This is a genomic window from Streptomyces sp. GESEQ-35, assembly GCF_017948485.1.
Lineage (GTDB): Bacteria > Actinomycetota > Actinomycetes > Streptomycetales > Streptomycetaceae > Streptomyces.
In genome coordinates this window covers 165,436-190,662 of the sequence record NZ_JAFFSX010000023.1, presented here as the reverse complement: position 1 = coordinate 190,662, position 25,227 = coordinate 165,436, and the positions used below count along the sequence as shown (strand labels likewise).

27 protein-coding genes and 4 tRNA genes are annotated in these 25,227 nt (G+C 69.8%); 24 read left to right on the top strand and 7 right to left on the bottom strand.

Features of this window, described 5'->3' with window-relative positions; genetic code table 11:
* From KCH87_RS35170 to KCH87_RS35130, 9 genes are all read left to right on the top strand, one after another.
* Complete coding sequence (locus tag KCH87_RS35170) at nucleotides 1-771, top strand: NADH-quinone oxidoreductase subunit I (protein WP_247197261.1); 771 nt, start codon at nucleotides 1-3, stop codon at nucleotides 769-771.
* The gene (locus KCH87_RS35165; protein WP_308298993.1) at nucleotides 768-1,607 is read left to right on the top strand and encodes an NADH-quinone oxidoreductase subunit J; all 840 of its coding nucleotides are present in this window, start codon (nucleotides 768-770) and stop codon (nucleotides 1,605-1,607) included. The genes KCH87_RS35170 and KCH87_RS35165 overlap by 4 nt, the downstream gene beginning before the upstream one ends.
* On the top strand, nucleotides 1,607-1,996 hold the full coding sequence (nuoK, locus tag KCH87_RS35160; protein ID WP_210591733.1) for an NADH-quinone oxidoreductase subunit NuoK: 390 nt from the start codon (nucleotides 1,607-1,609) through the stop codon (nucleotides 1,994-1,996). The genes KCH87_RS35165 and nuoK overlap by 1 nt, the downstream gene beginning before the upstream one ends.
* Complete coding sequence (locus KCH87_RS35155) at nucleotides 1,993-3,987, top strand: NADH-quinone oxidoreductase subunit L (RefSeq protein WP_210591731.1); 1,995 nt, start codon at nucleotides 1,993-1,995, stop codon at nucleotides 3,985-3,987. Before nuoK ends, KCH87_RS35155 begins: the two co-directional genes overlap by 4 nt.
* Before the next feature lie 6 nt (nucleotides 3,988-3,993).
* Nucleotides 3,994-5,568, top strand: coding sequence for an NADH-quinone oxidoreductase subunit M (locus KCH87_RS35150; RefSeq protein WP_210591729.1), 1,575 nt, complete (start codon nucleotides 3,994-3,996; stop codon nucleotides 5,566-5,568).
* Nucleotides 5,565-7,088, top strand: a complete 1,524-nt coding sequence (locus tag KCH87_RS35145; protein WP_210591727.1) for an NADH-quinone oxidoreductase subunit N — start codon at nucleotides 5,565-5,567, stop codon at nucleotides 7,086-7,088. Before KCH87_RS35150 ends, KCH87_RS35145 begins: the two co-directional genes overlap by 4 nt.
* Nucleotides 7,089-7,325: 237 nt before the next feature.
* Nucleotides 7,326-8,189, top strand: coding sequence for a zinc metalloprotease HtpX (gene htpX, locus KCH87_RS35140; RefSeq protein WP_210591726.1), 864 nt, complete (start codon nucleotides 7,326-7,328; stop codon nucleotides 8,187-8,189).
* On the top strand, nucleotides 8,186-8,581 hold the full coding sequence (locus KCH87_RS35135; RefSeq protein WP_210591724.1) for a YccF domain-containing protein: 396 nt from the start codon (nucleotides 8,186-8,188) through the stop codon (nucleotides 8,579-8,581). The genes htpX and KCH87_RS35135 overlap by 4 nt, the downstream gene beginning before the upstream one ends.
* A gap of 106 nt (nucleotides 8,582-8,687) precedes the next feature.
* Nucleotides 8,688-9,248 carry an SMI1/KNR4 family protein gene (locus KCH87_RS35130; RefSeq protein WP_210591721.1) on the top strand — a complete coding sequence of 187 codons (561 nt, stop codon included), beginning with the start codon at nucleotides 8,688-8,690 and terminating at the stop codon, nucleotides 9,246-9,248.
* 61 nt (nucleotides 9,249-9,309) lie between these two features.
* On the opposite strand, the gene KCH87_RS35125 is transcribed toward KCH87_RS35130, so the two are convergent.
* Nucleotides 9,310-10,557: an APC family permease gene (locus KCH87_RS35125; protein ID WP_210591718.1), complete on the bottom strand. Its 1,248-nt coding sequence runs from the start codon at nucleotides 10,555-10,557 to the stop codon at nucleotides 9,310-9,312.
* A 157-nt stretch (nucleotides 10,558-10,714) separates the two neighbouring features.
* On the opposite strand from KCH87_RS35125, the gene KCH87_RS35120 reads away from it, so the two are divergent.
* On the top strand, nucleotides 10,715-10,981 hold the full coding sequence (locus KCH87_RS35120; RefSeq protein WP_210591717.1) for a GlsB/YeaQ/YmgE family stress response membrane protein: 267 nt from the start codon (nucleotides 10,715-10,717) through the stop codon (nucleotides 10,979-10,981).
* An 85-nt stretch (nucleotides 10,982-11,066) separates the two neighbouring features.
* Here the strand turns inward: KCH87_RS35120 and KCH87_RS35115 are convergent, their stop codons facing one another.
* Nucleotides 11,067-11,555 (bottom strand): YajQ family cyclic di-GMP-binding protein, encoded by a 489-nt coding sequence (locus KCH87_RS35115; RefSeq protein ID WP_210591714.1) that lies wholly within the window; start codon nucleotides 11,553-11,555, stop codon nucleotides 11,067-11,069.
* Nucleotides 11,556-11,777: 222 nt separating this feature from the next.
* Here KCH87_RS35115 and KCH87_RS35110 point away from each other — a divergent pair.
* Nucleotides 11,778-11,859 (top strand) — tRNA-Tyr (locus KCH87_RS35110).
* Nucleotides 11,860-11,949: 90 nt separating this feature from the next.
* Nucleotides 11,950-12,162, top strand: a complete 213-nt coding sequence (locus KCH87_RS49565; protein ID WP_247197260.1) for a hypothetical protein — start codon at nucleotides 11,950-11,952, stop codon at nucleotides 12,160-12,162.
* A 58-nt stretch (nucleotides 12,163-12,220) separates the two neighbouring features.
* Here the strand turns inward: KCH87_RS49565 and KCH87_RS35105 are convergent, their stop codons facing one another.
* Both KCH87_RS35105 and KCH87_RS35100 read right to left on the bottom strand, forming a co-directional pair.
* Nucleotides 12,221-12,877 (bottom strand): SDR family oxidoreductase, encoded by a 657-nt coding sequence (locus KCH87_RS35105; RefSeq protein WP_210591711.1) that lies wholly within the window; start codon nucleotides 12,875-12,877, stop codon nucleotides 12,221-12,223.
* A gap of 146 nt (nucleotides 12,878-13,023) precedes the next feature.
* Nucleotides 13,024-14,292, bottom strand: coding sequence for an amidohydrolase family protein (locus tag KCH87_RS35100; protein ID WP_210591709.1), 1,269 nt, complete (start codon nucleotides 14,290-14,292; stop codon nucleotides 13,024-13,026).
* Nucleotides 14,293-14,535: 243 nt separating this feature from the next.
* Here KCH87_RS35100 and KCH87_RS35095 point away from each other — a divergent pair.
* The 8 genes from KCH87_RS35095 to KCH87_RS35060 all read left to right on the top strand — a co-directional run bounded on the left by KCH87_RS35095 (nucleotide 14,536) and on the right by KCH87_RS35060 (nucleotide 19,568).
* Nucleotides 14,536-14,608, top strand: a tRNA-Thr gene (locus KCH87_RS35095).
* 46 nt (nucleotides 14,609-14,654) lie between these two features.
* Nucleotides 14,655-14,727 (top strand) — tRNA-Met (locus tag KCH87_RS35090).
* Nucleotides 14,728-14,815: 88 nt separating this feature from the next.
* Nucleotides 14,816-14,980 (top strand): 50S ribosomal protein L33, encoded by a 165-nt coding sequence (gene rpmG / locus KCH87_RS35085; protein WP_003948671.1) that lies wholly within the window; start codon nucleotides 14,816-14,818, stop codon nucleotides 14,978-14,980.
* A gap of 149 nt (nucleotides 14,981-15,129) precedes the next feature.
* Complete coding sequence (locus tag KCH87_RS35080) at nucleotides 15,130-15,582, top strand: MaoC family dehydratase N-terminal domain-containing protein (RefSeq protein ID WP_210591708.1); 453 nt, start codon at nucleotides 15,130-15,132, stop codon at nucleotides 15,580-15,582.
* Nucleotides 15,583-15,584: 2 nt separating this feature from the next.
* A complete protein-coding gene (locus tag KCH87_RS35075) occupies nucleotides 15,585-16,013 on the top strand; it encodes a MaoC family dehydratase (protein ID WP_210591706.1) in 429 nt (142 codons plus the stop codon).
* Between the two features lie 106 nt (nucleotides 16,014-16,119).
* A complete protein-coding gene (locus tag KCH87_RS35070) occupies nucleotides 16,120-16,689 on the top strand; it encodes a TetR/AcrR family transcriptional regulator (protein ID WP_210591704.1) in 570 nt (189 codons plus the stop codon).
* A 119-nt stretch (nucleotides 16,690-16,808) separates the two neighbouring features.
* Nucleotides 16,809-18,248, top strand: coding sequence for a DHA2 family efflux MFS transporter permease subunit (locus tag KCH87_RS35065; protein WP_210591702.1), 1,440 nt, complete (start codon nucleotides 16,809-16,811; stop codon nucleotides 18,246-18,248).
* 264 nt (nucleotides 18,249-18,512) lie between these two features.
* The gene (locus KCH87_RS35060; protein ID WP_210591701.1) at nucleotides 18,513-19,568 is read left to right on the top strand and encodes a UDP-N-acetylmuramate dehydrogenase; all 1,056 of its coding nucleotides are present in this window, start codon (nucleotides 18,513-18,515) and stop codon (nucleotides 19,566-19,568) included.
* A 22-nt stretch (nucleotides 19,569-19,590) separates the two neighbouring features.
* Here the strand turns inward: KCH87_RS35060 and KCH87_RS35055 are convergent, their stop codons facing one another.
* Nucleotides 19,591-20,223 carry an NAD(P)-dependent oxidoreductase gene (locus KCH87_RS35055; RefSeq protein WP_210591698.1) on the bottom strand — a complete coding sequence of 211 codons (633 nt, stop codon included), beginning with the start codon at nucleotides 20,221-20,223 and terminating at the stop codon, nucleotides 19,591-19,593.
* A gap of 109 nt (nucleotides 20,224-20,332) precedes the next feature.
* Between KCH87_RS35055 and KCH87_RS35050 the strand changes: the two genes are divergently transcribed.
* Nucleotides 20,333-20,935, top strand: coding sequence for a TetR/AcrR family transcriptional regulator (locus KCH87_RS35050; protein ID WP_210591695.1), 603 nt, complete (start codon nucleotides 20,333-20,335; stop codon nucleotides 20,933-20,935).
* Between the two features lie 153 nt (nucleotides 20,936-21,088).
* Here KCH87_RS35050 and KCH87_RS35045 read toward each other — a convergent pair whose 3' ends face one another.
* Nucleotides 21,089-22,129, bottom strand: coding sequence for an adenosine deaminase (locus KCH87_RS35045; protein WP_210591692.1), 1,041 nt, complete (start codon nucleotides 22,127-22,129; stop codon nucleotides 21,089-21,091).
* Between the two features lie 136 nt (nucleotides 22,130-22,265).
* Nucleotides 22,266-23,492: a pyridoxal phosphate-dependent aminotransferase gene (locus KCH87_RS35040; RefSeq protein ID WP_210591690.1), complete on the bottom strand. Its 1,227-nt coding sequence runs from the start codon at nucleotides 23,490-23,492 to the stop codon at nucleotides 22,266-22,268.
* Nucleotides 23,493-23,764: 272 nt separating this feature from the next.
* Between KCH87_RS35040 and KCH87_RS35035 the strand changes: the two genes are divergently transcribed.
* The 3 genes from KCH87_RS35035 (at nucleotide 23,765) to nusG (ending at nucleotide 25,159) form a co-directional block, all read left to right on the top strand.
* Nucleotides 23,765-23,837: transfer RNA gene (locus tag KCH87_RS35035), tRNA-Trp, on the top strand.
* A gap of 108 nt (nucleotides 23,838-23,945) precedes the next feature.
* Complete coding sequence (gene secE, locus KCH87_RS35030) at nucleotides 23,946-24,227, top strand: preprotein translocase subunit SecE (protein WP_210591687.1); 282 nt, start codon at nucleotides 23,946-23,948, stop codon at nucleotides 24,225-24,227.
* A gap of 77 nt (nucleotides 24,228-24,304) precedes the next feature.
* Nucleotides 24,305-25,159: a transcription termination/antitermination protein NusG gene (gene nusG / locus KCH87_RS35025; RefSeq protein ID WP_210591685.1), complete on the top strand. Its 855-nt coding sequence runs from the start codon at nucleotides 24,305-24,307 to the stop codon at nucleotides 25,157-25,159.
* The last annotated feature ends 68 nt before the right edge of the window (nucleotides 25,160-25,227 follow it).

Genomic DNA, 25,227 nt, shown 5'->3' with positions numbered 1-25,227 from the left:
ATGTCCCCCATTCCTGGGTCAGGCCTCGCCAAGGGCTTGGCCGTCACCCTCCGCACGATGACGAGGAAGTCCGTCACCGACCAGTACCCGGACACTCAGCCCGACCTCCCGCCCCGCACCCGTGGCGTCATCGGCCTGTTCGAGGAGAACTGCACGGTCTGCATGCTGTGCGCCCGCGAGTGCCCGGACTGGTGCATCTACATCGACTCCCACAAAGAGACGGTCCCTCCCGCGGCGCCCGGCGGCCGCGAGCGCAGCCGCAACGTCCTGGACCGCTTCGCCATCGACTTCGCCCTGTGCATGTACTGCGGTATCTGCATCGAGGTCTGTCCTTTCGACGCCCTGTTCTGGTCCCCGGAGTTCGAGTACGCCGAGACCGACATCCACGAACTCACCCACGAACGGGACAAGCTCCGCGACTGGATGTGGACCGTCCCGGCCCCGCCCGCCCTCGACCCCGCCGCCGAGGAACCCAAGGAGATCGCCGCCGCCCGCAAGACCGCCGAGAAACTGGCGGCCGCCCAGACCCAGCCGCCCTCTCCGTCCGAGAACGGACCCGGTGCCGCTGGGCAGCCGGGGGCCACGTCGGCCTCCGCGCCCGAGGGCGGGTCAGGCGCTGCCGGGCAACCGGGGTCCGGCCCGACCCCCCCGTCTGAGGGTGGGCCCGGTCCTGCTGGGCAGCCTGGGCCCACGTCGCCCTCCGCGCCCGAGGACGGCCCCGGCGCCACTCCGCAGGCCAAGCCCACCGACCCGCAGGGAGGCGAGTCGTGATCCTCGCTGCGGCCGCCGCGACGGCGCACACCACGACCACCGCTGCTGACACACACGGCTTCCTCTCCCCGACGGGCGTCGAGATTGCGTTCCTCCTCGTCGGCCTGGTCACCTTCGGCGCCGCCCTCGTCACCGTCACCACCAAGCAGCTGGTCCACGCCGCCCTGTGGCTGGTGGTGGCCCTCGGCGGCCTCGCCGTCGAATACCTCCTGCTCACCGCCGAGTTCATCGCCTGGGTGCAGGTCCTCATCTACGTCGGCTCCGTCGTCGTCCTCCTTCTGTTCGGTCTGATGCTCACTAGGGCCCCGATCGGCCGCTCCCCGGACGCCGACTCCGGTAACCGCTGGGCCGCCCTCACCGTGGCCGTCGCCGCGGCAGCCGCTCTGGTCTGGGTCGTCGTCGACGCCTTCCGCACGACCTGGATCGACCTGGACGGCCCGGCCGCCGGCTCCACCGAGGCCACCGGAGCGAGCCTCTTCCAGAACTGGGTCCTCCCCTTCGAGGCCCTCTCCGTCCTCCTCCTCGCCGCCCTGGTCGGCGCGATCGTCCTCTCCCGCAAGGCCAAGGCGGAACCGGCGACCGGCCCGGACACCCCGGGCACCCCGAGCGCCCAAGGCCGCCCCGACACCGGAACCGGCACCGGCACCCCGAGCCTGCCGGGCACCCGCAGCGGCAGGGCATCAGACACTGGCGAGGGAGCAGGCACCGGCACAGGAGCAGGCACCGGCAACGGCGCCAACACCAGCGAGGGCGCCGACGCCGACTCCGGCAAGGGCGCCGACTCCGGCAACGCAGCCGACAACGCAGACGGCGCCGACAAGGAAGGTGTCCGCTGATGCACCTCGCCTACCCCGCCGTACTCTCCGCCCTCCTCTTCTGCACCGGCCTCTACGGCGTCCTCGCCCGCCGCAACGCGATCCTGGTCCTGATGTCGGTCGAGCTGATGCTCAACGCCGTCAACCTCAACCTCGTCGCCTTCGACGTCTGGCTCAGCAGGACCGCCGAGGAGACCCTGCACTCCGGCCAGGCCCTGACCCTCTTCACCATCGCCATCGCCGCCGCCGAGATCGGCATCGGCCTGGCGATCGTCCTCGCTGTCTACCGCAACCGCGGCACCTCGGACATCGACAAGCTCCGCGACACCGCCGAGGGCCACGAGCCCGAGAGCCCCGAGAGCGACGGCCCGGCGGCCGGCGCGGCCGAGAAGGCTGAGGCCACCGCGTGACCACGACCACCCTCGCCGTCCTAGTCCCCCTCCTTCCGTTCCTGGGCGCGGCCGCCGGCCTGCTCCTGGGCCGCACCACCCCCGGCTTCGTCCGCCCGCTCGCGCTCCTGCCGACGCTCACCTCCCTCGTCCTGGCCGTGCTGGTGGCCCTGCGCCAGGGCGGTGACGAGGCGGTGGACTCCGCCACCGAACTCACCCCCACGGGCTCGGTCCCGATCGAACTCGCCCTGCACATCGACGGCTTCGCCGCCCTCGTCGCCGTGCTGGTCGCCTTTGTCGCCTCCTGCGTGCAGATCTACTCGACGGGCTATCTGCGCGACGACCCGCGCTACCCCTCCTACGCCGCCCTCGTCTCCCTTTTCACCTCCGCGATGCTCCTCGTCGTCTACTCCGGCGACCTGATGGTGCTGCTGGTCGGCTGGGAGATCATGGGCATCTGCTCGTACTTCCTGGTCGGCCACTACTGGGAGACCCCGGAGGCCCGCGCCGCCTCCCTCAAGGCCTTCCTGGTGACCAAGCTCGGTGACGTCCCCTTCCTGATCGGCCTGTTCGCGCTGGCCACCGACGCCGGCTCCTTCCGCATCACGAAGGTCCTCGGCGCTGTCGCGAGCGGCGGGCTCGACCATCCGACCCTGATCGCCCTGCTGCTCCTCGCCGGCGTGGCGGGCAAGTCGGCGCAGTTCCCGCTGCACACCTGGCTTCCCGACGCGATGGCGGGCCCGACGCCCGTCTCCGCGCTGATCCACGCCGCGACGATGGTCGCCGCCGGTGTCTACTTCGTCGCCCGTCTCCTCCCCGTCTTCGAGGCCTCCCAGGCCGCGATGGTCGTCCTCGCCGTCATGGCCGCCGTCACGATGGCCGGCTCGGGACTCGCCGCGCTCGCCCAGGACGACATCAAGCGCGTCCTCGCCTACTCGACGATCGGCCAGCTCGGCTACATGACCGGCGCCCTCGCCGTCGGCGACCGCGGGGCCGCCGTCTTCCACCTCCTCACACACGGCGCCTTCAAGGCGCTGCTGTTCCTCGCGGCCGGCGTGATCATCCACGCCGCCGGCACCAACTCGCTCGCCGCCATGTCCCGCATGCACGGCCTGCGCGACCGCGTCCCCGACGCCTACTGGACGATGACCGTGGCGCTCCTCGCGCTCGCCGCGATCCCGCCCTTCAGCGGCTTCTTCTCCAAGGAGTCCGTCCTCGGCGCCGCCGAGCACGTCACCACCGGCCACGCCGAGGGCGTCCCCGGCGCCGCGGGCTGGATCGTCCTCGTCGCCGGCCTGCTCACGGCCCTGCTCACCGCCGCCTACGCGATGCGCCTGTGGCTGCTCGCCTTCCGCGGCCGGGGAGCGGAGGCCCCGGACCACGGCAGGCAGCCCCTCACCATGACCGTGGTGCTGTGGGTGCTCGCCGCCCCGTCACTCGCCATCGGCGGCCTGGCGTACCAGTCGCTGCCCGGCTGGTTCGACGGCGACGACCTGACACCCACCCTCACCACGTCCATCCTCGGCACGGGCCTCGCCGTGGTCGGCGGACTCGTCACCTACGGAGCCTGGCAGCGCACCACCGCACTGGCGGCCCGCACACCTCTGGGCGCGGTCGCGGCCCACCCCGAGGGCGACGCCGGACTCGTCGAAGCCGAGGCCATCGCGAGCCACGAGCCCGTGTACGGAGACGTGGCCTACGCGCCCGATCCGGCAGACCCGGGCCGCCTCCTGCTCGGCCCGCTCCACCGCCACGCGGCCGTCGGCTTCCACCTCGACGCCGTGTACTCGGCGCTCTTCGTCCGCCCGGTCCGGGCCGGAGCCGACCTCGTCCGGTTCCTTGACCGTGAGGTCGTCGAGACCTACGTACGCGGCGCGGGCACCCTGCCCCGCTGGCTCGGTGCCGCCGTACGACGTGCCCAGACCGGCAATGTGCAGACCTATGTGAGCGCGCTGCTCGCCGGCACCGTCGTCCTCGCGGTCGCCGTCGTCCTCGTCGCCACGGGAGCGTGAGCAGGCGTGATCGATATCAACGAGTCCGTGATGCAGTTCCTTCTGGCATTCGTCGTCGTCGGCCCGCTCCTCGGCGCGGCCACCGCTCTTCTGCCGGCCCCGCCCGGACTGAAGGGGAAGTCACCCGAGCAGGCCGTACTGCGGCACGGCGTCACCGTGACCGGCGCGGTGCTCATCGCCGCGATCGTCCTCACGCTCGGCTTCGACCATGACCACCCGTCGAAGATGCAGGCAACGACCGACATCAGCTGGATTCCGGCACTCGACGTGCGGATCCACCTCGGCGTCGACGGCATTTCCCTCCCCCTTCTGGTCCTGACCGCGCTGCTGACCTTCCTCTGCGCGCTCTACTCCTACTTCAAAATGCCTGCGGGCCCGTCCCCGAAGGCTTTCGTCGCCCTGGTGCTCGTCCTCGAGTCCGGCACCCTCGCGACCTTCGCCGTCCTCGATCTGCTGCTGTTCTTCCTCGCGTTCGAGATGGTGCTCATCCCGATGTACTTCCTCATCGCCCGCTGGGGCGGCGAGGGCCGGACCCAGGCGGCTTGGCGGTTCATCCTCTACACGCTGCTCGGATCCGTGGTGATGCTGCTCGGCCTGCTCCTGATCGGAATCAAGGCGGGCACATTCGACATGGTGGCACTCGCCACTGACAACGGCCGGTCGCTGACCACATCCGTGCAGGTCATCGCCGTTTTGGCGATCGGAATCGGGCTCGCGGTCAAGACGCCGATGTGGCCGCTGCACAGCTGGCTGCCGGACGCCCACACCGCCGCGCCGACCGTCGGTTCGGTCCTGCTGGCCGGCGTCCTGCTGAAGATGGGTACGTACGGGTTCGTCCGCATTCTGCTGCCGATCACGCCCGACGGCTTCCGCACCTACGCGCCATACCTCGCCGCATTCGCCGTCGTCGGCATCATCTACGGATCCCTGGCCTGCCTCGCCCTCGCCAAGCAGGGCGCGAAGGGCGATCTGAAGCGCCTCATCGCCTACTCCTCCGTCGGCCACATGGGCTTCGTCCTGCTCGGCATCGCGACGATGACCCCGACCGGCGTGAACGGCGCACTGTTCGCCAACATCGCCCACGGCCTCATCACCGGCCTCCTCTTCTTCCTGGTCGGCGCGCTCAAGGACCGCACGGGCACGACCGACCTCGACACCCTCGCCGACAAGACCGGCGCCGCGCTCTACGCCAAGACGCCCCGCCTCGGCGGCCTGCTCGCCTTCGCCGCGGTCGCCTCGCTCGGACTGCCCGGCCTCGCCGGGTTCTGGGGCGAGATGCTGGCACTGTTCGGCGCGTTCAACCCTGCCGACGAACTCAGCCGCCCCGCCTTCCTCACCTTCATGTCGATCGCCGCGTTCGGCACGCTGCTGACGGCCGCGTACCTGCTCGTCGTGGTCCGGCGTGTCTGCATGGGCGCCGTCTCGCAGGAAGCCCCGCAGCTCGCTGACGTCCAGAGCTACGAATTCGCAGCCTGGACTCCGCTCGTCGCCCTCACCGTCGTCGCCGGACTGTGGCCGAAGGCCCTCCTCGGCCTCACCGACCCGGCCGTGCAGCAGCTCCTCGCAGGAGGCACCCGATGAGCTCCCTGGCCCAGCCGCTGGCCGAGTCCGTCGTCCAGTCCGTCGACTGGCTCGCCATCGCGCCGCCCACCATCGCGGCGGTCGTCGCGCTGGCCGTCCTGGTCGCCGACCTCTTCCTCGCCGAGTCCCGAAAGGCGGTGCTCGGCTGGGCGTCGGTCGCGGGCCTCGCCGCATCGGCCCTCATGCTGCTGCCCCTCCTGGACGGCGACCGCAGCACCTTCTGCCTGACCGGCGCCCCGGACGTCTGTAGCTACACGGCCGACCGCTTCACCCTCGTCATCCAGTTCCTGGTCCTCGGCGGCGCCCTCCTGGCCGCCCTCCTGTCGGTGACGGCCCTGAAGGACGCCAACAAGGGACTCCCCGAAGGGGAGTTCTGGTTCCTGCTGCTCTCCTCCGCGGCCGGCGCCGCCCTCCTGCCCGCCTCCCGCGACCTGGCAACGCTCATCGTCGCCCTGGAAGTCGCCTCCCTGCCCGCCTTCGCCCTCGTCGGCCTCCGCCACGGCGACCGCAAGTCCTCCGAGGCGGCCCTGAAGTTCTTCCTGTCCTCGGTGACCGCGACCGCGGTCAGTCTCATGGGCATCAGCTTCGTGTACGCCTCCACGGGCACCCTCTACCTCACCCAGATCGCCGACCGGATCCAGGACGTCGACGGACAGCTCCACACCCTCGCCCAGACCGGCGTGGTCCTCACCCTCGTCGGCTTCGCCTTCAAGACGGCCGCCGTGCCCTTCCACTTCTGGGTGCCCGACACCTACGTCGGAGCGCCCCTGCCGGTCGCCGCCTATCTCTCGGTCGTCGGCAAGGCGGTCGGCTTCTCCGGCCTGATCCTCGTCACGGTCATCGCGCTTCCCTCGTACGCCGACGTCTGGGGCCCGGCCCTCGCCGCCCTCGCCGCCCTCACCATGACCGTCGGCAACGTCGGCGCCCTGCGTCAGCAGGCCACGCGCGCGTACAGCGCCGTACGGCTCCTCGCCTGGTCGTCCGTCGGCCAGGCCGGCTACCTGCTGGTGCCGATCGCCGCCGCCGCCTACTCCGGCGACGCCGAGAAGTCCGTCGGCTCCACCGTCGCCTACGCCCTCATGTACGCCGCCGTGAACCTCGGCGCCTTCGCGGTGGCCGCACTGGTGGGCCGTACAAGGACCCTCAACCGCATCACCGACTACCGCGGCCTGTACGCGAAGAACCCCCTCTCCGCCCTCCTCCTGGCCTTCTTCCTGCTCTGCCTCGCCGGACTGCCCCCGGGCATCATCGGCCTCTTCGCCAAGGTCACCGTCTTCTCCGCGGCCGTCGACGCGGGCCTCGGCTGGCTTGCAGTGATCATGGCGATCAACGTCGTGATTGCGCTGTTCTACTACCTCCAGTGGACGACCCTGCTCTTCCGCGCCCCCGAGGGCAAGCCCATCGAGCACCGCGTGCCCGCCCCCGTCACGGCCGCGATCACCGTCACCGCCGTTCTCGGTATCGCCCTCTCCGGAGCACCCCAGCTGGCTCTCCGCTTCGCCGACACCGGCCTCTTCTGAGCGCAGGGCACGACCCGCACGCGCGCGTGGGGCACATGATCCGCACGCGTGCGTGCCGAGTGCCGTCGCTCTCACCCGGACGGCCCACGCCCGCCGCCGCACGCACAAGGGAACTCGTCACTCTCGCCTGGCGTTGACCAGTACGGGAGGGTCCACTGGACGTGACACCACTGCACCAGTGACATCGGAGATCGACAAGCAAAGGGTTCCCCTGCCGCACGACTTGGAGGGCGTACCGTGCACCGCCGGCACAACGGGCTCAGGACCGCAGTACTCCTCGGGGGACTGTCCGCACTCATCATCGTCATCGGCAGCTTTTTCGGCCGTATGGGGCTCGTCGTCGCTGTCCTGATCGCCCTCGGGACCAACGCATACGCGTACTGGAACAGCGACAAGCTAGCGCTACGCGCGATGCGTGCCCGCCCGGTGAGCGAGTTCGAGGCCCCGGCCCTGTACCGCATGGTCCGCGATCTCTCCACCCAGGCCCGCCAGCCCATGCCCCGCCTGTACATCTCTCCGACCGAGGCACCGAACGCCTTCGCGACCGGCCGCAACCCGCGCAACGCGGCCGTGTGCTGCACCGAAGGCATCCTGCGCATACTCGACGAGCGTGAGCTGCGCGGTGTCATCAGCCACGAACTCAGCCACGTCTACAACCGCGACATCCTCATCTCGTCGGTCGCCGGCGCGCTCGCCTCGGTGATCATGTTCCTGGTCAACTTCGCCTGGCTGATCCCGATCGGCCGCTCAGATGACGACGACGGCCCCGGCCTCCTCGGCATGCTGCTGATCATGATCCTGGGCCCGCTCGCCGCCACCGTCATCCAACTGGCCATCAGCCGCTCCAGGGAATACGAGGCGGACGCCTCCGGCGCCCAGCTGACCGGCGATCCCCTGGCCCTCGCCAGCGCCCTGCGCAAGCTCGAAATGGGTACCAAGCAGCTCCCGCTGCCGCCCGAGCCCCGCATCGAGACGGCGAGCCACATGATGATCGCGAACCCCTTCCGCCCTGGCCAGGGATTCTCCAAAATGTTCTCGACACATCCGCCGATGGCGGAACGAATCGCCCGGCTCGAGAAGATGGCAGGTCGCCCCCAGTGAAGACAATCCTGAACGTCATCTGGCTCGTCCTGAGCGGTTTCTGGCTGTTCCTCGGCTATTTGCTCGCGGGCGTGCTGCTGTGCATCACCATCATCGGCATCCCGTTCGGCATCGCCGCGTTCCGCATCGGCGTCTACGCCCTGTGGCCCTTCGGGTACACGACGGTCGAGCGCCGCGACGCCGGCGCCCCCTCATGCATCGGGAACGTGCTGTGGCTGATCCTCGCGGGCTGGTGGCTCGCCCTGGCCCACATCGTCACCGGCCTCCTCCTGTGCGTCACGATCATCGGCATCCCGTTCGGCATCGCCAACTTCAAGCTCATCCCGGTTTCGCTGCTCCCGCTGGGACGCGAAATCGTGTCGACGGACCAGCCGTTCTCGTCGCGCTGGTAGGGCAGAGGCGGCAGCCGCCGGTCCGCACCTGACCGACCGTTTTCCACAGCCCGCCGGTTGTCCACAGCCTCGCCCGATTGTCAGTGGCGGCTTGCATCATGAACCCATGACCGAGATCGAGCAGTTGCTGACACGGGTGGCGGCCGAGGCCCGCAACACCCGCCCGTGGGGCTGGCCTTCCCTTCCCGAGCCCGTGGACGCGGTCACCTTGTCCCGCGCCGAGGCCGCTCTGGGCTTCCCCCTGCCCCCGCTGCTCGCCGAGCTCTACCTGCGCATAGGAGACGGCGGATTCGGTCCGGAGTACGGCCTGTTGCCCCTGCTCGACAACTCTCCCGCCGGCGAGCCCGCCGCGGTCGAGCAGTACCTCGCCAACCGTGCCGCAGGCCGCAAGGACCCCGACTGGCCCTGGCCCGAAGGCATCCTGCCCATATCCCACTGGGGCTGCGCGATGTACGCGTGCGTGGACTGCCACGCCCCGGAAGCCACCGTCCTGCTCTTCGAGCCGAACGCCGACGCCTGCGACCACGCCTGGTTCGTGGACGCCCCCAGCCTCACGGACTGGCTGCACGCCTGGATCGACGGAACGGGTTGGTACGCCGAGATGAACGAAGAGCTGGAGATGGCCCCCTGGGCCCACTTCCGCATACGTACGGCGTCGGTGGCGTAGCCCGCTCGATGTTCGTACGGCGCCAGTTCCCGTAGCCCGCTCGACGGGACCCACCAGGCATCTACTGCCCGGCGGCCCACCGCCGCCGCGCGCCATACGCCGCCACACCCAGCGCCAGCACGCCCGCACCCGCGGCCACCGAAACCACCGGCAGCGCGAACGCCAGGACCACGCAGCCGAGCAGCCCCACCGCCGGCACCCCCCGGGCCGCGGAAGCCGATCCGAGCGTCCAGGCCGACGCGTTGGCCACTGCGTAGTAGGCCAGCACACCGAAGGAGGAGAACCCGATCGCGCCTCGTACGTCCACGGTGGCGGCCAGAACCGCGACCACCGCACCCACGGCCAGCTCTGCCCGGTGTGGCACCTGGAAACGCGGATGGACGGTAGCCAGCGCACCGGGGAGATGCCGGTCCCGGGCCATGGCGAGCGTCGTACCCGAGACACCGAGGATCAGGGCGAGCAGCGAGCCCAGTGCGGCCACGGCCGCACCCACCCGGACCACTGGCACCAGCTCCGGCACCCCGGCCGCCCGCACCGCGTCGGCCAGCGGCGCGCCGGCGTCACCCAGACCTCCCGCGCCCAACACGGAGAGGACAGCCACCGCCACACACGAGTACACCGCCAGCGCGATGCCCAGTGCCAGCGGGATGGCACGGGGGATGGTGCGCGCCGGATCCCGTACCTCCTCACCGAGGGTCGCGATCCGCGCGTACCCGGCGAACGCGAAGAACAGCAGACCGGCAGCTTGAAGCACCCCGCCCAAGCCCTCGGAGGCCCCGATGTCCAGGCGCCCGGCGTCCGAGTCACCCGACCCCAGGCACACGACCACCACGGAAGCGAGGACAGCCAGCACGACCGCCACGATCACCCGGGTGAGCCAGGCGGACTTCTGGACCCCGCCATAGTTCACCGCGGTCAGCGCCACCACGGCCGCGACCGCAACGGCATGCGCCTGCTCCGGCCAGACGTACGCCCCCACGGTGAGCGCCATCGCCGCGCAGGACGCCGTCTTCCCGACCACGAACGACCAGCCCGCGAGATATCCCCAGAAGTCCCCGAGCCGCTCGCGCCCGTACACATACGTGCCGCCCGAGGCCGGATACAGCGCGGCGAGCCGCGCCGACGACATGGCGTTGCAGTAGGCGACGACGGCGGCGAGTGCCAGTCCGAGCAGCAACCCGGACCCGGCAGCGTGCGCCGCGGGCCCCAGCGCGGCGAAGATCCCGGCGCCGACCATCGAACCCAGCCCGATGACCACGGCGTCGCCCACGCCCAAGGTGCGCCGCAGTTCGGAGCCGGGAGACGTCATGTGCCGCACCCTACTGATCAGTGCAACCGCCAGGTGCGGCGGTGACGTCCTCTCCAGTAACAGGGCACGGACACGCGCGCGACGAGCACAGCCCGTCAGGACCGAAGTCACAGCGCAGGGAAAGTGCGGGCACAGCGCGGAGGGGCAGGTTCACGGCATGAGCATCATCGGCTGGATCATCCTGGGACTGTTGGCCGGAGCCATCGCCAAGTTCCTGCTGCCGGGCCGTGACCCGGGTGGCTTCATCGGTACGACCGTGATCGGCATCACGGGCGCGTTCATCGGCGGCTGGATATCGGCCCGCTGGCTGGACCACCCGATCACCAAGGACTTCTACGACGGCACCACCTGGGCCGCGGCGATCGGCGGCTCGCTGGTCCTCCTGATCGCCTATCGCCTCCTGTTCGGCAACTCGCGAAACTGACGCATCCCCCGACCGCAGCCAGCAGGCGAGAAGGGTGGGCACCGCTCGGTGCCCACCCTTTCTCGTACGGCCTCGCAGGCGCCGCCTAGCGGTAGTTCACGAACTGCAGCGCGAAGTCGAAGTCCTTGCCCTTCAGCAGGGCGATGATTGCCTGTAGGTCATCACGGCTCTTCGAGCTGACCCGCAGCTCCTCGCCCTGTACCTGGGCCTTCACGCCCTTTGGGCCCTCATCGCGGATGATCTTCGCCACCTTCTTCGCGTTGTCCTGGGAGATGCCCTCCTGGATCGACGCGAAGAGCTTGTACTCCTTGCCGGACAGCTGGGGCTCGCCTGCGTCCAGGGCCTTCAGCGAGATCCCCCGCTTGATGAGCTTGGACTGGAAGACGTCGAGGACAGCGTTCACCCGGTCCTCGGAGTTCGCCTCCATGAGGATCTGGTCACCGGACCACGAGATGGAAGCACCCACGCCCTTGAAGTCGTAGCGCTGCGAGATCTCCTTGGCGGCCTGGTTGAGGGCGTTGTCGACCTCCTGCCGCTCGACCTTCGAGACGATGTCGAAACTGGAGTCGGCCATGTCCTGTGGCTCCTTGTATCGGGGTGCGTATCGGGTGCGTATCGGCGTACGTGGGGAGCCGCCGAGCCCGGCGTAGTCCCGGGCCGCATCCGCATAAGCCTAGCCACCCGCCGTCCCCCGAGCGCCGATCAATCGGGTGGCGAAGCACCCCTGCCCATCGGGTATTGTTTACGTCGTTGCCAGCGAGCACCGCCGAAGAGCGGCTCGAACGGCAGCAACCCCGGCGGTGTGCCCGAGCGGCCAAAGGGAGCAGACTGTAAATCTGCCGGCTTCGCCTTCCCAGGTTCGAATCCTGGCGCCGCCACACTGGGGAAGACCCCCTCCGAACTGCGGAAACGCAGCGTGGAGGGGGTCTCTTCATTTTCAGGTCCCTTTCCCGGGGCACACTGGCCCCATGTCCACTCCTCGCAGGCGCTGTCCTGAATGCCGGCGTGAGATCGCCGTTGTCGCGGGGCGGTTCGCACGGCATGATCCGCCCGGGGCGCGGGAGAGCGGGGAGCTGGTGTCCTGCCCCGGCTCACGCAGGCACGCGCAACTCGGGGCCGCTCAGCCGTCCTTGGACGGGTACGTCGTCCCCGCGTTTCCAGGACAGCTGCCGCTGTTCTGAACGTCCCCCAGGACGACGGAGAGCGGGACCCCAGCGGCGATCCTCAGTTCCCAGGCAGTCAGTTTCCTGCCACCGACTTCACCGCGACCACCACCGGCGTCGACCCGCTGATCAGCTCCAGGGTCAGGCCGGCCGTCGCCGGGGTGTCCACCAGCTCCGCCAGTACGGTTGCCACGTCGTCGCGCGAGATCGGGCCGCGGCCCGTGTTCGCCTCCAGGCGCACGAGACCGGTGCCGGCGTCGTTGGTGAGCATGCCGGGGCGGAGGATCGTCCAGTCGAGCGCGTCGAGGCTCTGGACGTGCGCGTCGGCCTCGCCCTTGGCGCGCAGATAGACGTCGAAGACCTCGCGCCCTTCGTGCTTCGGGTTCGCGCCCATCGACGACACGACCACATGGCGTCGTACGCCTGCCTGGACCGCCGCGTCCGCGAACAGGACCGCCGCGTCCCGGTCCACCGCGTCCTTGCGGGTCGCTCCGCTCCCCGGGCCCGCACCGGCCGCGAAGACGGCCGCGTCCGCGCCCCGCAGACGCGCCGCAGTCTCCTCGACCGAGGACGACTCCAGATCCAACAGGATGGGTTCGGCGCCGACTTCCCTCAGATCGTCGGCCTGTTCGGCGTGGCGGATGATCCCCGCTACCTCGTCCCCGCGCGCGGCGAGCAGCCGCTCCAGCCGCAGCGCGATCTGACCATGACCACCAGCGATAACAATGCGCATGCTTCCGACCGTACGCCCGGACGGCCGCCCCCGCCGCACGACTTCAGCCACGTCCCACGGGTCGCCCTCCCAGGGCGCACACACCTACGCCGCGCGGCCCTGCAACACGCCGCACGCCTCACCCACAATCCCCACCACCCCAAACCTCAGGACAACTCCCCCCGCCCCTGCCGAGGCAGCCCCAGTTCCACCGCCGTCGTCGAGTTGCAGTACTCCCGCACCGCGCTCGTCCGTGCCACCACGCGCCCCCGGTGCACCACGATCCGGCTGTACGCCAGCGACAGCGCCCCCGCCAGCCCGTCGCCGCGCACCGCGAGCAACTCGGCCGGGAATCCGGCCTCCACGCGCACCTCGGGCTGGCCGAGCACCGCGCGCGCGGTTGCGCTCACCGAGTCGTACGCGTCCTCCGGGCGCAGCCCGTAGCGAGAGGCCAGCAGATACGCGGCCTCCAGGGGATCCCCGCGTCCGACGGGATTCGAGACGTCACGGAGCGAGCCGCTGCCGGCCGCCACCCGCACCCCGGCCGAGCGCAGCAGCCGGACCGGAGCGGTGCCCCGGCGGTCCACGCCCCCGCAGCCGCCCTGGGGCAGGCAGACCACCGTCACGCCGGCCGCGGCGAGCTGGTCGGCCGTACGGGAGGCCACCTCGGAGGGCAGCCGGCCCAGGCCCCCGCACGGGCCGAGCGTGCCCCCGGGCCGCAGCCCGCCGGCCATGGTCGCGAGGCGGGCGAGGCGGGCCGGGTCGGTGGCGTCCGTGTGCAGGTCGACAGGACAGCCGTGCTCGGAGGCGACCTCCAGGACGATCTCGACGTAGCCGGTGGGATCGGGGTCCAGATCCGGACAGCCGCCCACCACGGAGGCGCCCATCTTCACCGCGTCCCGCAGTATCGCGAGCCCGTCCGCCCCGGCCCGACCGGTCAGCACACGTGGCATCGCCACCGCCGAAAGCTCGGTGAACCCGCGCAGCGAACGCCGGGCCTGGAGGACGGCGGCCAGCGCGCCCAGCCCCTGGACGTCGCCCACGCGCACGTGCGCCCGTAGCACGGTCGCCCCGTGGCCGAGCTGAAGCAGTGCGGCCTCGGTGGCCCGGCGCTGGACGTCCTGGGGGTCGTAGGAGACCGGACCGCTGCCGTCCGCCGACAGTGCCGTGTCGGCGTGGCCGTGCGGCTCGGCCGGCGCAGGCAGGAGCAGGTAGCCGCCGAGGTCCACGCGCGCGCGTGGATCGGGCGAACCCCCCGCCGTCAGGCTCCCGGCGGTACCGACCGCCTCGATGCGCTCGCCGCTCAGCCGTACGTCCACGGTCCGGCCGTCGGTGAGGCGCGCCCCGCACAGCAGCAGGGAGGCCGGTTCGGTCTGTCCCGATGAGCCCGACGAGGACGACGACGAAGGGGGCGGCTGCGGCTGGCTGTCGGGCATCGCGCTCCAGTGGCTCGGGGACTGCGCCGGGGACGCAAGATCACACAGAGTGAGTCGAGCCTAGGGTGGAGATCCGCTTGTGACGCGCAGGAGCGGAATAGTCGTACCGGCGTGGTCAGCCGGACGGAAGGGGCGCGAGGGGACGCTCCACGCGCGCGTGACGGACCTGCGTTCGGGCTGGGACGGGCGCCGCGAAACGGATTTGGGTGAACGGCGGCCGAGCGTGTAATGTCTTCATCGCTCGCCCCAATAGCTCAGTCGGTAGAGCGTCTCCATGGTAAGGAGAAGGTCTACGGTTCGATTCCGTATTGGGGCTCTGGTGTGGGAGGTTCCCGTCGCTAGGCGGGAGCCGATCGCATCACAGCGGTGTAGCTCAGTCGGTAGAGCAAGCGGCTCATAATCGCTGTGTCACCGGTTCAAGTCCGGTCACCGCTACTGACAGTAGCCGATTGTGGGGTCGGTCCTTCGATCGGCTACTCTTTTATGCGTTAATCGTCCCATCCGTTCGTCAAGGAGCACTCCTGTGGCTGCCACCGACGTCCGCCCGAAGATCACGCTGGCCTGCGTGGAGTGCAAGGAGCGGAACTACATCACCAAGAAGAACCGGCGTAACAACCCGGACCGACTGGAGATGAAGAAGCACTGCCCGCGTTGCAATGCGCACACCGCGCACCGCGAGACGCGATAAATCAGGCTCGTACGACGAGGCCGTCCCCGACACAGGGGGCGGCCTCGCGTCGTTCCACCGGCCGGAACCAACCGGTAACCGCTCGGACGGCAACAACGGCAACAACGGCATCAGCAGTACCGGCTGAACTATCAGGAGGTGCCGAGCCCATGGCGCTCGACCAGTCCTTCGTGGGGCGGACCTATCCGCCCACCGACCCCTATGAGGTGGGCCGGGAGAAGATCCGCGAGTTCGCGGAGGCCGTGGGGGACACCAACCCGGCGTACACGGACCCGGAGGCCGCCAAGGCGCTCGGCCACGCCGATGTGATCGCCCCGCCGACCTTTGTCTTCTCGATCACCTTCAAGGCCGCGGGACAGGTCACCGCCGACCCCCAACTGGGTCTGGACTACAGCCGGGTGGTGCACGGCGACCAGAAGTTCGCCTACACCCGCCCGGTGCGCGCCGGCGACCGGCTGGTGGTCACCTCGACGATCGAGGCGATCAAGTCCATGGCCGGCAACGACATCCTGGACATCCGCGGCGAGGTCCACGACGAGGCGGGCGAGCACGTCGTCACCGCTTGGACCAAGCTCGTGGCGCGCGCCGCAGAGGAGGCCTGACGGTGACCGCGAAGATCTCGTACGACGACGTGGAGGTCGGCACCGAGCTGCCGGCCCAGTCCTTCCCCGTGACGCGCGCCACCCTCGTCCGGTACGCGGGTGCCTCCGGGGACTTCAACCCGATCCACTGGAACGAGAAGTTCGCCAAGGAGGTCGGGCTGCCGGACGTCATCGCGCACGGCATGTTCACGATGGCCGAGGCGATCCGCGTGGTCACCGACTGGACCGGCGACCCGGCCGCGGTCGTCGAGTACGGCGTCCGCTTCACCCGGCCCGTAGTCGTCCCCAACGACGACCAGGGAGCCACGATCGAGGTCGCCGGAAAGGTCGCGGCCAAGCTCGACGACAACACGGTCCGTGTCGACCTGATGGTCATGAGCGCCGGGCAGAAGGTACTGGGAATGTCCCGGGCGGTCGTAAGGCTGGCCTGAGCGCAGTCATCGACGTAAGGGGCGTTCGCCACTGCGTGCGCCCCTTACGCATGCCCTCCCTCGGGAGCCCTTGACGAAGTTAGTGATTGAGCACTAACTTATCTGCATGGTCAGGATGAGCGCAGCAGAGAGGCGCGAGAGTGTCATCCGCGCGGCGATCGACGAGTTCGCGCAGAGGGGCTACTACGGCACCTCCACCGAGGCGATCGCCAAGCGGGTCGGCGTGTCGCAGCCGTATCTCTTCCGGCTCTTCTCGGGCAAGAGGGCGATCTTCGCCGCCGCCTCGCTGAGGTGCATGGAGGACACGCGCCTGGTCTTCGAGGAGGCGGCCAAGAGCCTGCACGGCGAGGAAGCCCTGCACGCCATGGCGAATGCATACGTCCGTCTGATCACGGAGCACCCCGAGAGGCTCCAGATGCAGATGCAGACGTACATCGCGGTCGCCGCCGCGGAGGCGGAGGGGGAGCACGAGTTCGGCGAGGTCGTACGGGCCGGCTGGATGAAGCTCTGGGACACCGTGCATCTGCCGCTGGGCGCCGAGGTGAGCGAGACGACGACCTTCCTGGCGTACGGAATGCTCGTCAACACCCTGATGGCCATGGGCTTCCCGCCCGAACATCAGGTCTGGCAGGGGATGTATCCGTCGGCTCGCCTCAAGGGCGAGCCGGAGGCGTAGAGGAAAAAGAAGAAGTGCCCTGCCCACTTCTTCATGACCACAAAAGTTAGTAATCAGTCACTAATCAACAAACTAGCTAACGAACTAATCATCGCTGGTGAGAACCCTCTGGGGGAGAGATGTCACAGCAGACCGCACAACCCACCCGCAGCGGCGGAGCCGCCTGGGCCCTCGTCATCACGAGCGTCGCCGGTTTCATGGCGTCCCTGGACAACCTCGTAGTCACCACGGCCCTGCCCTCGATCCGAGAGGACCTCGGCGGCGCGTTGCACGACCTCGAATGGACCGTCAGCGCCTACACGCTCACCTTCGCCGTCCTCCTCATGACGGGCGCGGCGCTCGGAGACCGCTTCGGCCGACGCCGGCTCTTCCTCACCGGCCTCACGATCTTCACCGGCGCGTCCGCCGCCGCGGCCATAGCGCCCGGCATCGACAGCCTCATCGCCGCCCGCGCGGTGCAGGGCGTCGGCGCGGCGATCATGATGCCGCTGACGCTGACCCTGCTGACGGCGGCCGTGCCCGCCGCCAAGCGCGGGATGGCGTACGGCATCTGGGGCGCCGTCAACGGACTCGCCGTAGCCTCCGGCCCGCTGATCGGCGGCAGTCTCACCGAGCACATCTCCTGGCAGTGGATCTTCTGGCTGAACGTCCCGCTGGGCCTGGCGCTCATCCCCCTCGCCCGCCTCCGCCTCGCCGAGTCCCACGGCACCGGTTCCCCGCTGGACATCCCCGGCACCCTGCTCGCCAGCGGCGGCCTCTTCGGGATCGTCTACGGCCTGGTCCGCGGCCCCGCGGACGGCTGGACCGCTCCTCTCGTCCTGACCGGTCTGATCGCCGGATCCGCGCTGCTCCTCGCCTTCGTCATCTACAGCACCCGCGCCAAGAACCCCATGCTCCCGATGCGACTGTTCCGCTCCCGGGCCTTCTCCGGGATCAACGCCGCGAGCCTGCTGATGTTCCTCGGCATGTTCGGCTCGATCTTCCTGCTCAGCCAGTACATGCAGGGCGTGCTCGGCTACTCGCCCACCGAGGCGGGCCTGCGCATGCTGCCCTGGACCGGCATGCCGATGATCGCCGCACCGATCGCCGGCATCCTCTCCGACCGCATCGGCGGCCGCCCCGTCGTCGCCACCGGCCTCTTCCTCCAAGCCGCCGGCCTCGGCTACCTGGCCTCCGTGGTCACCGTGGACGCCTCCTACGCGATCCAGCTCCCCGGCCTGATCGCCAGCGGCATCGGAATGGGGCTGTACTTCGCCCCCGCCGCCAACCTGGTGATGTCCAGCGTCCGGCACAGCGAGCAGGGCATAGCCTCCGGCGCCAACAACGCCCTGCGCGAGGTCGGCGGCGCACTCGGCATCGCCATCATGGCGTCGATCTTCTCCGCCCAGGGCGGCTACGAGACCGGCCAGACCTTCGTAGACGGCCTACGGCCCGCCCTGGTCACCGGCGCCGCCGTGATCGCCGTAGCCGGAGCAGCGGCTCTACTGATCCCGACGAGGCGCTCCACACAGCCAGACAAGCAGGAGCCGGCACAGGCCCTGGAGCCAATAGCCGGCTAGCCCACTGCGCGGAGCCACGACGCACCCGCACTCGCCCACGGCGGCAAGGGGACGCGTCGGGGGGTGTCCGCCCGCAGGGTTGTCGCGTCAACACGGGCGAGTTGGTAAGCGACCGATTCCGCGACGTTCCGAGGACGGACACCCCCCGACGCGGCCCCGACCCCCACCACCCCGCGGGCGCGACACGCACCCCCACCGACCGCAACGGGCCGCCGCAGGCATCACCACCCGAAGCCCCACCCACCGTCTCGTACTCTTGAGCCCGTGCAGGAACTCCACGACGCCCCCCTCGCCCCCCTCACCACCTTCCGCCTGGGCGGCCCCGCCACCAGGCTGGTCACCGCGACGACCGACGCCGAGGTGGTAGCCGTAGTCCGCGAGGCCGACGACAGCGGCACGCCCCTGCTGATCATCGGCGGCGGCTCGAACCTGGTCATCGGCGACAAGGGCTTCGACGGCACGGCCCTGCGCATCGCGACGCAAGGCTTCGAACTCACCGGCACGAGCCTGGAACTGGCCGCCGGCGAGGTGTGGACCGACGCGGTCGCCCGCACCGTAGCGGCCGGACTGGCCGGCATCGAGTGCCTGGCCGGCATCCCCGGCTCGGCAGGCGCGACCCCGATCCAGAACGTCGGGGCGTACGGCCAGGAGGTCTCCGCGACGATCACCGAGGTCGTCGCCTACGACCGGCAGACCCGCGAGACGGTCACCCTCCCGAACGCCGACTGTGCGTTCTCGTACCGCCACAGCCGCTTCAAGGCCGACCCCGAGCGATACGTCGTCCTCCGCGTCCGCTTCGCCCTGGAGGACGCGAACGGGCTTTCGGCGCCCATCAAGTACGCAGAGACGGCCCGCGCGCTCGGCGTGGACCCCGGCGGCCGGGTGCCGCTGGCCGCCGCCCGCGAGACCGTGCTCAAGCTGCGCACCGGCAAGGGCATGGTCCTGGACCCCGAGGACCACGACACCTGGTCGGCCGGATCCTTCTTCACCAACCCGATCCTGACCGACGAGGAGTTCGCCGAGTTCCACGCGCGCGTGCACGCAAGGCTCGGCGACGCCATGGAGCCGCCCGCCTACCCGGCGGGGGAGGGGCACACCAAAACATCGGCCGCCTGGCTGATCGACAAGGCCGGCTTCACCAAGGGCTACGGCACCGGCCCGGCCCGCATCTCCACGAAGCACACCCTCGCCCTCACCAACAGGGGCGCGGCGACAACGGAGGACCTCCTCGCGCTGGCCCGCGAGGTCGTCTCCGGCGTCCGCGAGTCGTTCGGCATCACGTTGGTCAACGAGCCGGTGACAGTGGGCGTGACCTTGTAAGGATCAGTAGGCGACGTAAGGATCAGTAGGCGACGCCCACCCCCTGCTTCACCGTCCCCGGGTCGCCCGCCATCGCCAGCATCGCGTGGGCCACGTCCGCGCGGCCGATGAAGCGGCCCTTGGCCGGGGTTCCGCCGACGACCGTGCGGTACACGCCGGTGAGCGGCTTGTCCTGGAGCCGCGGCGGCCGCACCGAAGTCCAGCCGACCGCGCTGCGGGCGAGCTCCGCCTCCATTTCCCTGAGGTCGTCGTAGACGTCCTTGAGGACCGCGGAGACCAGGCCGCGCACGGCTCGGTCGAGGGGGCCGTCCTGCGCCGGCGCGGGCCCGAGCGGAGCCGCGCTCACGACCAGCAGCCGCCGAGTGCCCTCCGCCTCCATGGCCCGCAGCACCGTACGCGTGAGGCGGGCGGCGACACCGGCGTCCTTACGGCTGCGCGCGCCGAGGCCCGAAAGGACCGCGTCCCGCCCGGTCACCGCGGGGCGTAGCGCGTCCGGGTCGGTCACGTCCGCCCGGAACACCTCCAGGCCCGCGCCTGTCACCGGGAGTCGCGCGGGATCCCGTACGACCGCCGTCACCTGGTGCCCGGCGGTCAGCGCCTGCCGGACGATCTCCTGGCCGATACCGCCGGTGGCACCGAAAACCGTGAGGTTCATGGCTTCTCCTGACTCTCTGCCGCATTGGGTGGGTGAGTATTCACTCACCGTCTGACTCCAGAGTGGGTAAGTACTCACTCATCCGTCAACCCCGGTAAGATCCGCCCTCGTGGAATCCGTGCAGAAACCGGCCAGCGTCCGCATCCTCGACGCCGCCCACGAGCTGATGCTCACCGTCGGCCTGGCCCGCGCCACCACCAAGGAGATCGCCAAGGCGGCCGGCTGCTCGGAAGCCGCGCTCTACAAGTACTTCGCGAGCAAGGAAGACCTGTTCATCCGCGTCCTCGCCGAGCGGCTGCCCCGGCTGGGCCCCCTGCTGAGCAGCCTCGCCGCCGAGCCGGGCGGGCACACGATCGAGGAGAACCTCACCGAGATCGCCCGAGAGGCGGCCCTCTTCTACGAGCAGAGCTTCCCGATCGCCGCCTCGCTGTACGCCGAGACCCAGCTCAAACGGCGGCACGACGACGCCATGAGACAGATGGGCCTTGGCCCGCACAAGCCCATCGAGGGCCTGGACGCGTACCTCCGCGCCGAGCAGGAAGCGGGCCGGATCCGCGCCGACGCCGACACCTTCGCGGCGGCGTCCCTGCTGCTCGGCGCCTGCGCCCAGCGCGCGTTCGCCTACGAGGCGACACCGGAGGGCGTACGGCCGCCCGTGGACACCTTCGCCCAACGGCTCGCCCGCACGCTCCTGGCCGGCATCACCGCCTAGAGCCTGCCCGGCGGATCATGCCGCAGACGCGGGGCCCGGTCCGCCGATCCGCGGCGTTGTCGTCGGTCGCCGACTCCCCATCGTCCCCGCTCACCTGCGCTGATGAGGCACCGTTGGTTTCCTGCGACCTGATCCGCCGGACAGGCCCTGGCGCTACCCCGGCGCCCCCGCCAACCAGTCGTCCACCCCCGACAGCAGCTTCCGCCGCACATCCTCCGGCGCCGCCGACGCCCGTACCGACTGGCGGGCCAGCTCCGCCAACTCCGCGTCCGTGAAGCCATGATGACGGCGGGCAAGCTCGTACTGGGCGGCCAGCCGGGACCCGAACAGAAGCGGATCGTCGGCGCCCAGCGCCATCGGAACACCCGCCTCGAACAGCGTCCGCAACGGAACGTCCTCAGGCTCCTCGTACACGCCGAGGGCCACATTCGACGACGGGCACACCTCGCAGGTGACCCCCCGGTCGGCCAGCCGCTTCAGCAGCCGCGGGTCCTCCGCCGCACGCACGCCGTGCCCGATCCGGTTCGCGTGCAGGTCGTCCAGGCAGTCACGCACGGACGCCGGGCCAGTCAGCTCGCCGCCGTGGGGAGCCGACAGCAGGCCGCCCTCCCGCGCGATGTGGAACGCACGGTCGAAGTCCCGCGCCATGCCCCGTCGTTCGTCGTTCGACAACCCGAATCCCACCACACCACGCTCCGCGTACCGCACCGCCAGCCGAGCCAGCGTGCGGGCATCCAGCGGATGCTTCATCCGGTTCGCGGCGACCAGCACCCGCATCCCCAGCCCGGTCTCCCGCATCGCCGACTCCACCGCGTCCAGGATGATCTCCAGCGCCGGGATCAGACCGCCCAGCCGAGGGGCGTACGACGTCGGGTCGACCTGGATCTCCAGCCACCCCGAGCCGTCCCTGACGTCCTCCTCCGCGGCCTCCCGCACCAGCCGCTGAATGTCCTCCGGCTGCCGCAGACACGAGCGCGCGGAGTCGTACAGCCGCTGGAAACGGAACCAGCCCCGCTCGTCCGTCGCCCGTAGTCTCGGTGGCTCCCCGCTGGTCAGTGCCTCGGTCAGCGCCTCGGGCAGACGCACGCCGTACTTGTCGGCCAGCTCCAGCAGGGTGGTGGGCCGCATCGATCCGGTGAAATGCAGATGCAGATGGGCCTTCGGCAGCTCAGAGACATCACGTACACGCTCCATTCCAGGATCCTGCCGTACGTTCCTGTCGTCCCGGTAGCGCTTTCCCCGTTAGTGGTCTTGCTCGCACAAACGAATGGGGCACATACCAAAACCGGTATGTGCCCCAGGTTCCCGGCCTCAGGCCGGACAGGACCCGTCAGTCCCTGGCCTCCGCCAGCAGCTTCTGGATGCGGCTCACGCCCTCGACGAGATCCTCGTCACCCAGCGCGTACGACAGCCGCAGATAGCCCGGCGTCCCGAACGCCTCGCCGGGTACGACCGCGACCTCCGCCTCCTCCAGGATCAGCGCGGCCAGCTCGACCGTGTCCTGCGGGCGCTTGCCACGGATCTCCTTGCCGAGCAGAGCCTTCACCGACGGGTACGCGTAGAACGCGCCCTCCGGCTCCGGGCACAGCACGCCGTCGATCTCGTTGAGCATCCGCACGATCGTCCTGCGGCGCCGGTCGAAGGCCTCACGCATCTTCGCGACCGCGTCCAGGCTGCCGGAGACCGCCGCGAGGGCCGCCACCTGGGCGACGTTCGACACGTTCGACGTGGCGTGCGACTGGAGGTTCGTCGCCGCCTTCACCACGTCCTTCGGGCCGATGATCCAGCCGACCCGCCAGCCCGTCATGGCGTACGTCTTCGCCACACCGTTGACCACGATGCACTTGTCGCGCAGCTCGGGCAGCACCGCGGGCAGCGACACGGACGACGCGTCGCCGTACACCAGGTGCTCGTAGATCTCGTCCGTCAGCACCCACAGGCCGTGCTCCGCAGCCCAGCGGCCGATCGCCTCGGTCTCCTGCTCGCTGTAGACCGCGCCGGTCGGGTTCGACGGGGACACGAAGAGGACGACCTTCGTCTTCTCGGTGCGCGCCGCCTCCAGCTGCTCCACGCTCACCCGGTAGCCGGTCGTCTCGTCGGCCACGACGTCCACCGGCACACCGCCGGCCAGCCGGATCGACTCCGGGTACGTCGTCCAGTACGGCGCCGGGACGATGACCTCGTCGCCCGGGTCGAGGATCGCGGCGAAGGCCTCGTAGATCGCCTGCTTGCCGCCGTTGGTGACGAGGATCTGCGACGGGTCGACCTCGTAGCCGGAGTCGCGCAGCGTCTTCGCGGCGATCGCGGCCTTCAGCTCGGGCAGACCGCCCGCCGGCGTGTAGCGGTGGTACTTCGGGTTCTTGCAGGCCTCGATCGCGGCCTCGACGATGTAGTCCGGGGTCGGGAAGTCGGGCTCGCCGGCGCCGAAGCCGATCACCGGACGCCCGGCGGCCTTGAGGGCCTTGGCCTTGGCGTCGACGGCGAGGGTGGCGGACTCGGAGATCGCGCCGACTCGGGCGGAGACCCGGCGCTCGGTGGGAGGGGTTGCAGGGCTCATGGGGCCCATCGTTTCAGACCGGAAACCTGCCCGGCACGCGGGTTTCACGGACTGAACAACACCGGGCCGATCGCTGAACAAGCGTGCGGAACCGGCCCCCGGCCAGGGTGATCTTCTGTCGCCCCGTCACCGACAAAGCCCCTACGGGCACTTTCTGTTCGACGACCGGCCGCAGAACACGTACACTCTCACCTCGTTGGCCTCGTACGGGCCGCGCTCATCCGGTGCACACCGAGCATCCGGGCGGATGCGGTACGTTTGGGGAGAACCAAAGGGTCGTAGCTCAATTGGTAGAGCACTGGTCTCCAAAACCAGCGGTTGGGGGTTCAAGTCCCTCCGGCCCTGCTACACACACCTTCGCCAGGATGTGTGCGCATGTACGTACAGCAGCAATGCGCCGTGCGGCTCAGACCGGGCGCGGCACGGCCACGACCCGGAATCAGGTGAGGACGAATGACGGACGCCGTGGGCTCCATCGACACGCCTGATGCCCAGGATGAAACGCCGAGGCAGCAGGGCCGCAAGGGCGGCAAGCGTGCGAAGAAGGGCCCGCTGAAGCGGCTTGCGCTCTTCTACCGCCAGATCGTCGCGGAACTCCGCAAGGTCGTCTGGCCGACGCGCAACCAGCTCTCGACGTACACGACCGTCGTGATCATCTTCGTCGTCGTGATGATCGGCCTGGTGACTCTGATTGACTTCGGACTCGACAAGGCCGCCAAGTACGTCTTCGGCTGAGCCGAAAGCGAAGGGCGCCGTACCAGGCGCCCCTTTCGCGCGTTCCACCCCCATGTATCCAGGAAGAAGCAGCCACAGTGTCTGACCCGAACGTGAACGACGCCATCGAGCCGGTCGAGTCCGTGGAAGACGAGCTCGAGATCGTCGAGGGTGCCGACGACGACCTGGACGAGGTCGAGGCTGCCGACGCCGTCGAGGGTGAGCCCGCCGAGGAAGCCGCCGTACACGTCGAGGACGAGGCGGCCGAGGACGAGGCCGTTGAGGACGAGGCCGTTGAGGCTGAGGCGATCGAGGAAGAGGAGCCGGCCGAGCCGGTCGACCCCGTCGCCGCCCTGCGCGAGGAACTCCGCACGCTGCCCGGTGAGTGGTACGTCATCCACACCTACGCCGGCTACGAGAACCGGGTGAAGACCAACCTGGAGCAGCGCGCCGTCTCGCTGAACGTCGAGGACTACATCTTCGCGGCAGAGGTGCCGCAGGAAGAGGTCGTCCAGATCAAGAACGGCGACCGCAAGACGATCAAGCAGAACAAGCTCCCGGGTTACGTCCTCGTCCGCATGGACCTGACGAACGAGTCCTGGGGCGTCGTCCGCAACACCCCCGGCGTCACCGGCTTCGTGGGCAACGCCTACGACCCGTACCCGCTGACCCTGGACGAGATCGTCAAGATGCTCGCCCCGGAGGCCGAGGAGAAGGCCGCCCGTGAGGCCGCCGAGGCCGAGGGCAAGCCCGCCCCGCAGCGCAAGGTCGAGGTCCAGGTGCTGGACTTCGAGGTCGGCGACTCGGTCACCGTCACCGACGGCCCGTTCGCCACGCTTCAGGCCACCATCAACGAGATCAACGCGGACTCGAAGAAGGTCAAGGGCCTGGTCGAGATCTTCGGCCGGGAGACCCCGGTCGAGCTGTCCTTCGACCAGATCCAGAAGAACTAGCACCTTCTGGACGTACAGCTTCCGAACAGGTCAGACGGGCTGCTGAAGCCGGTCTGACCTGCTCGGTT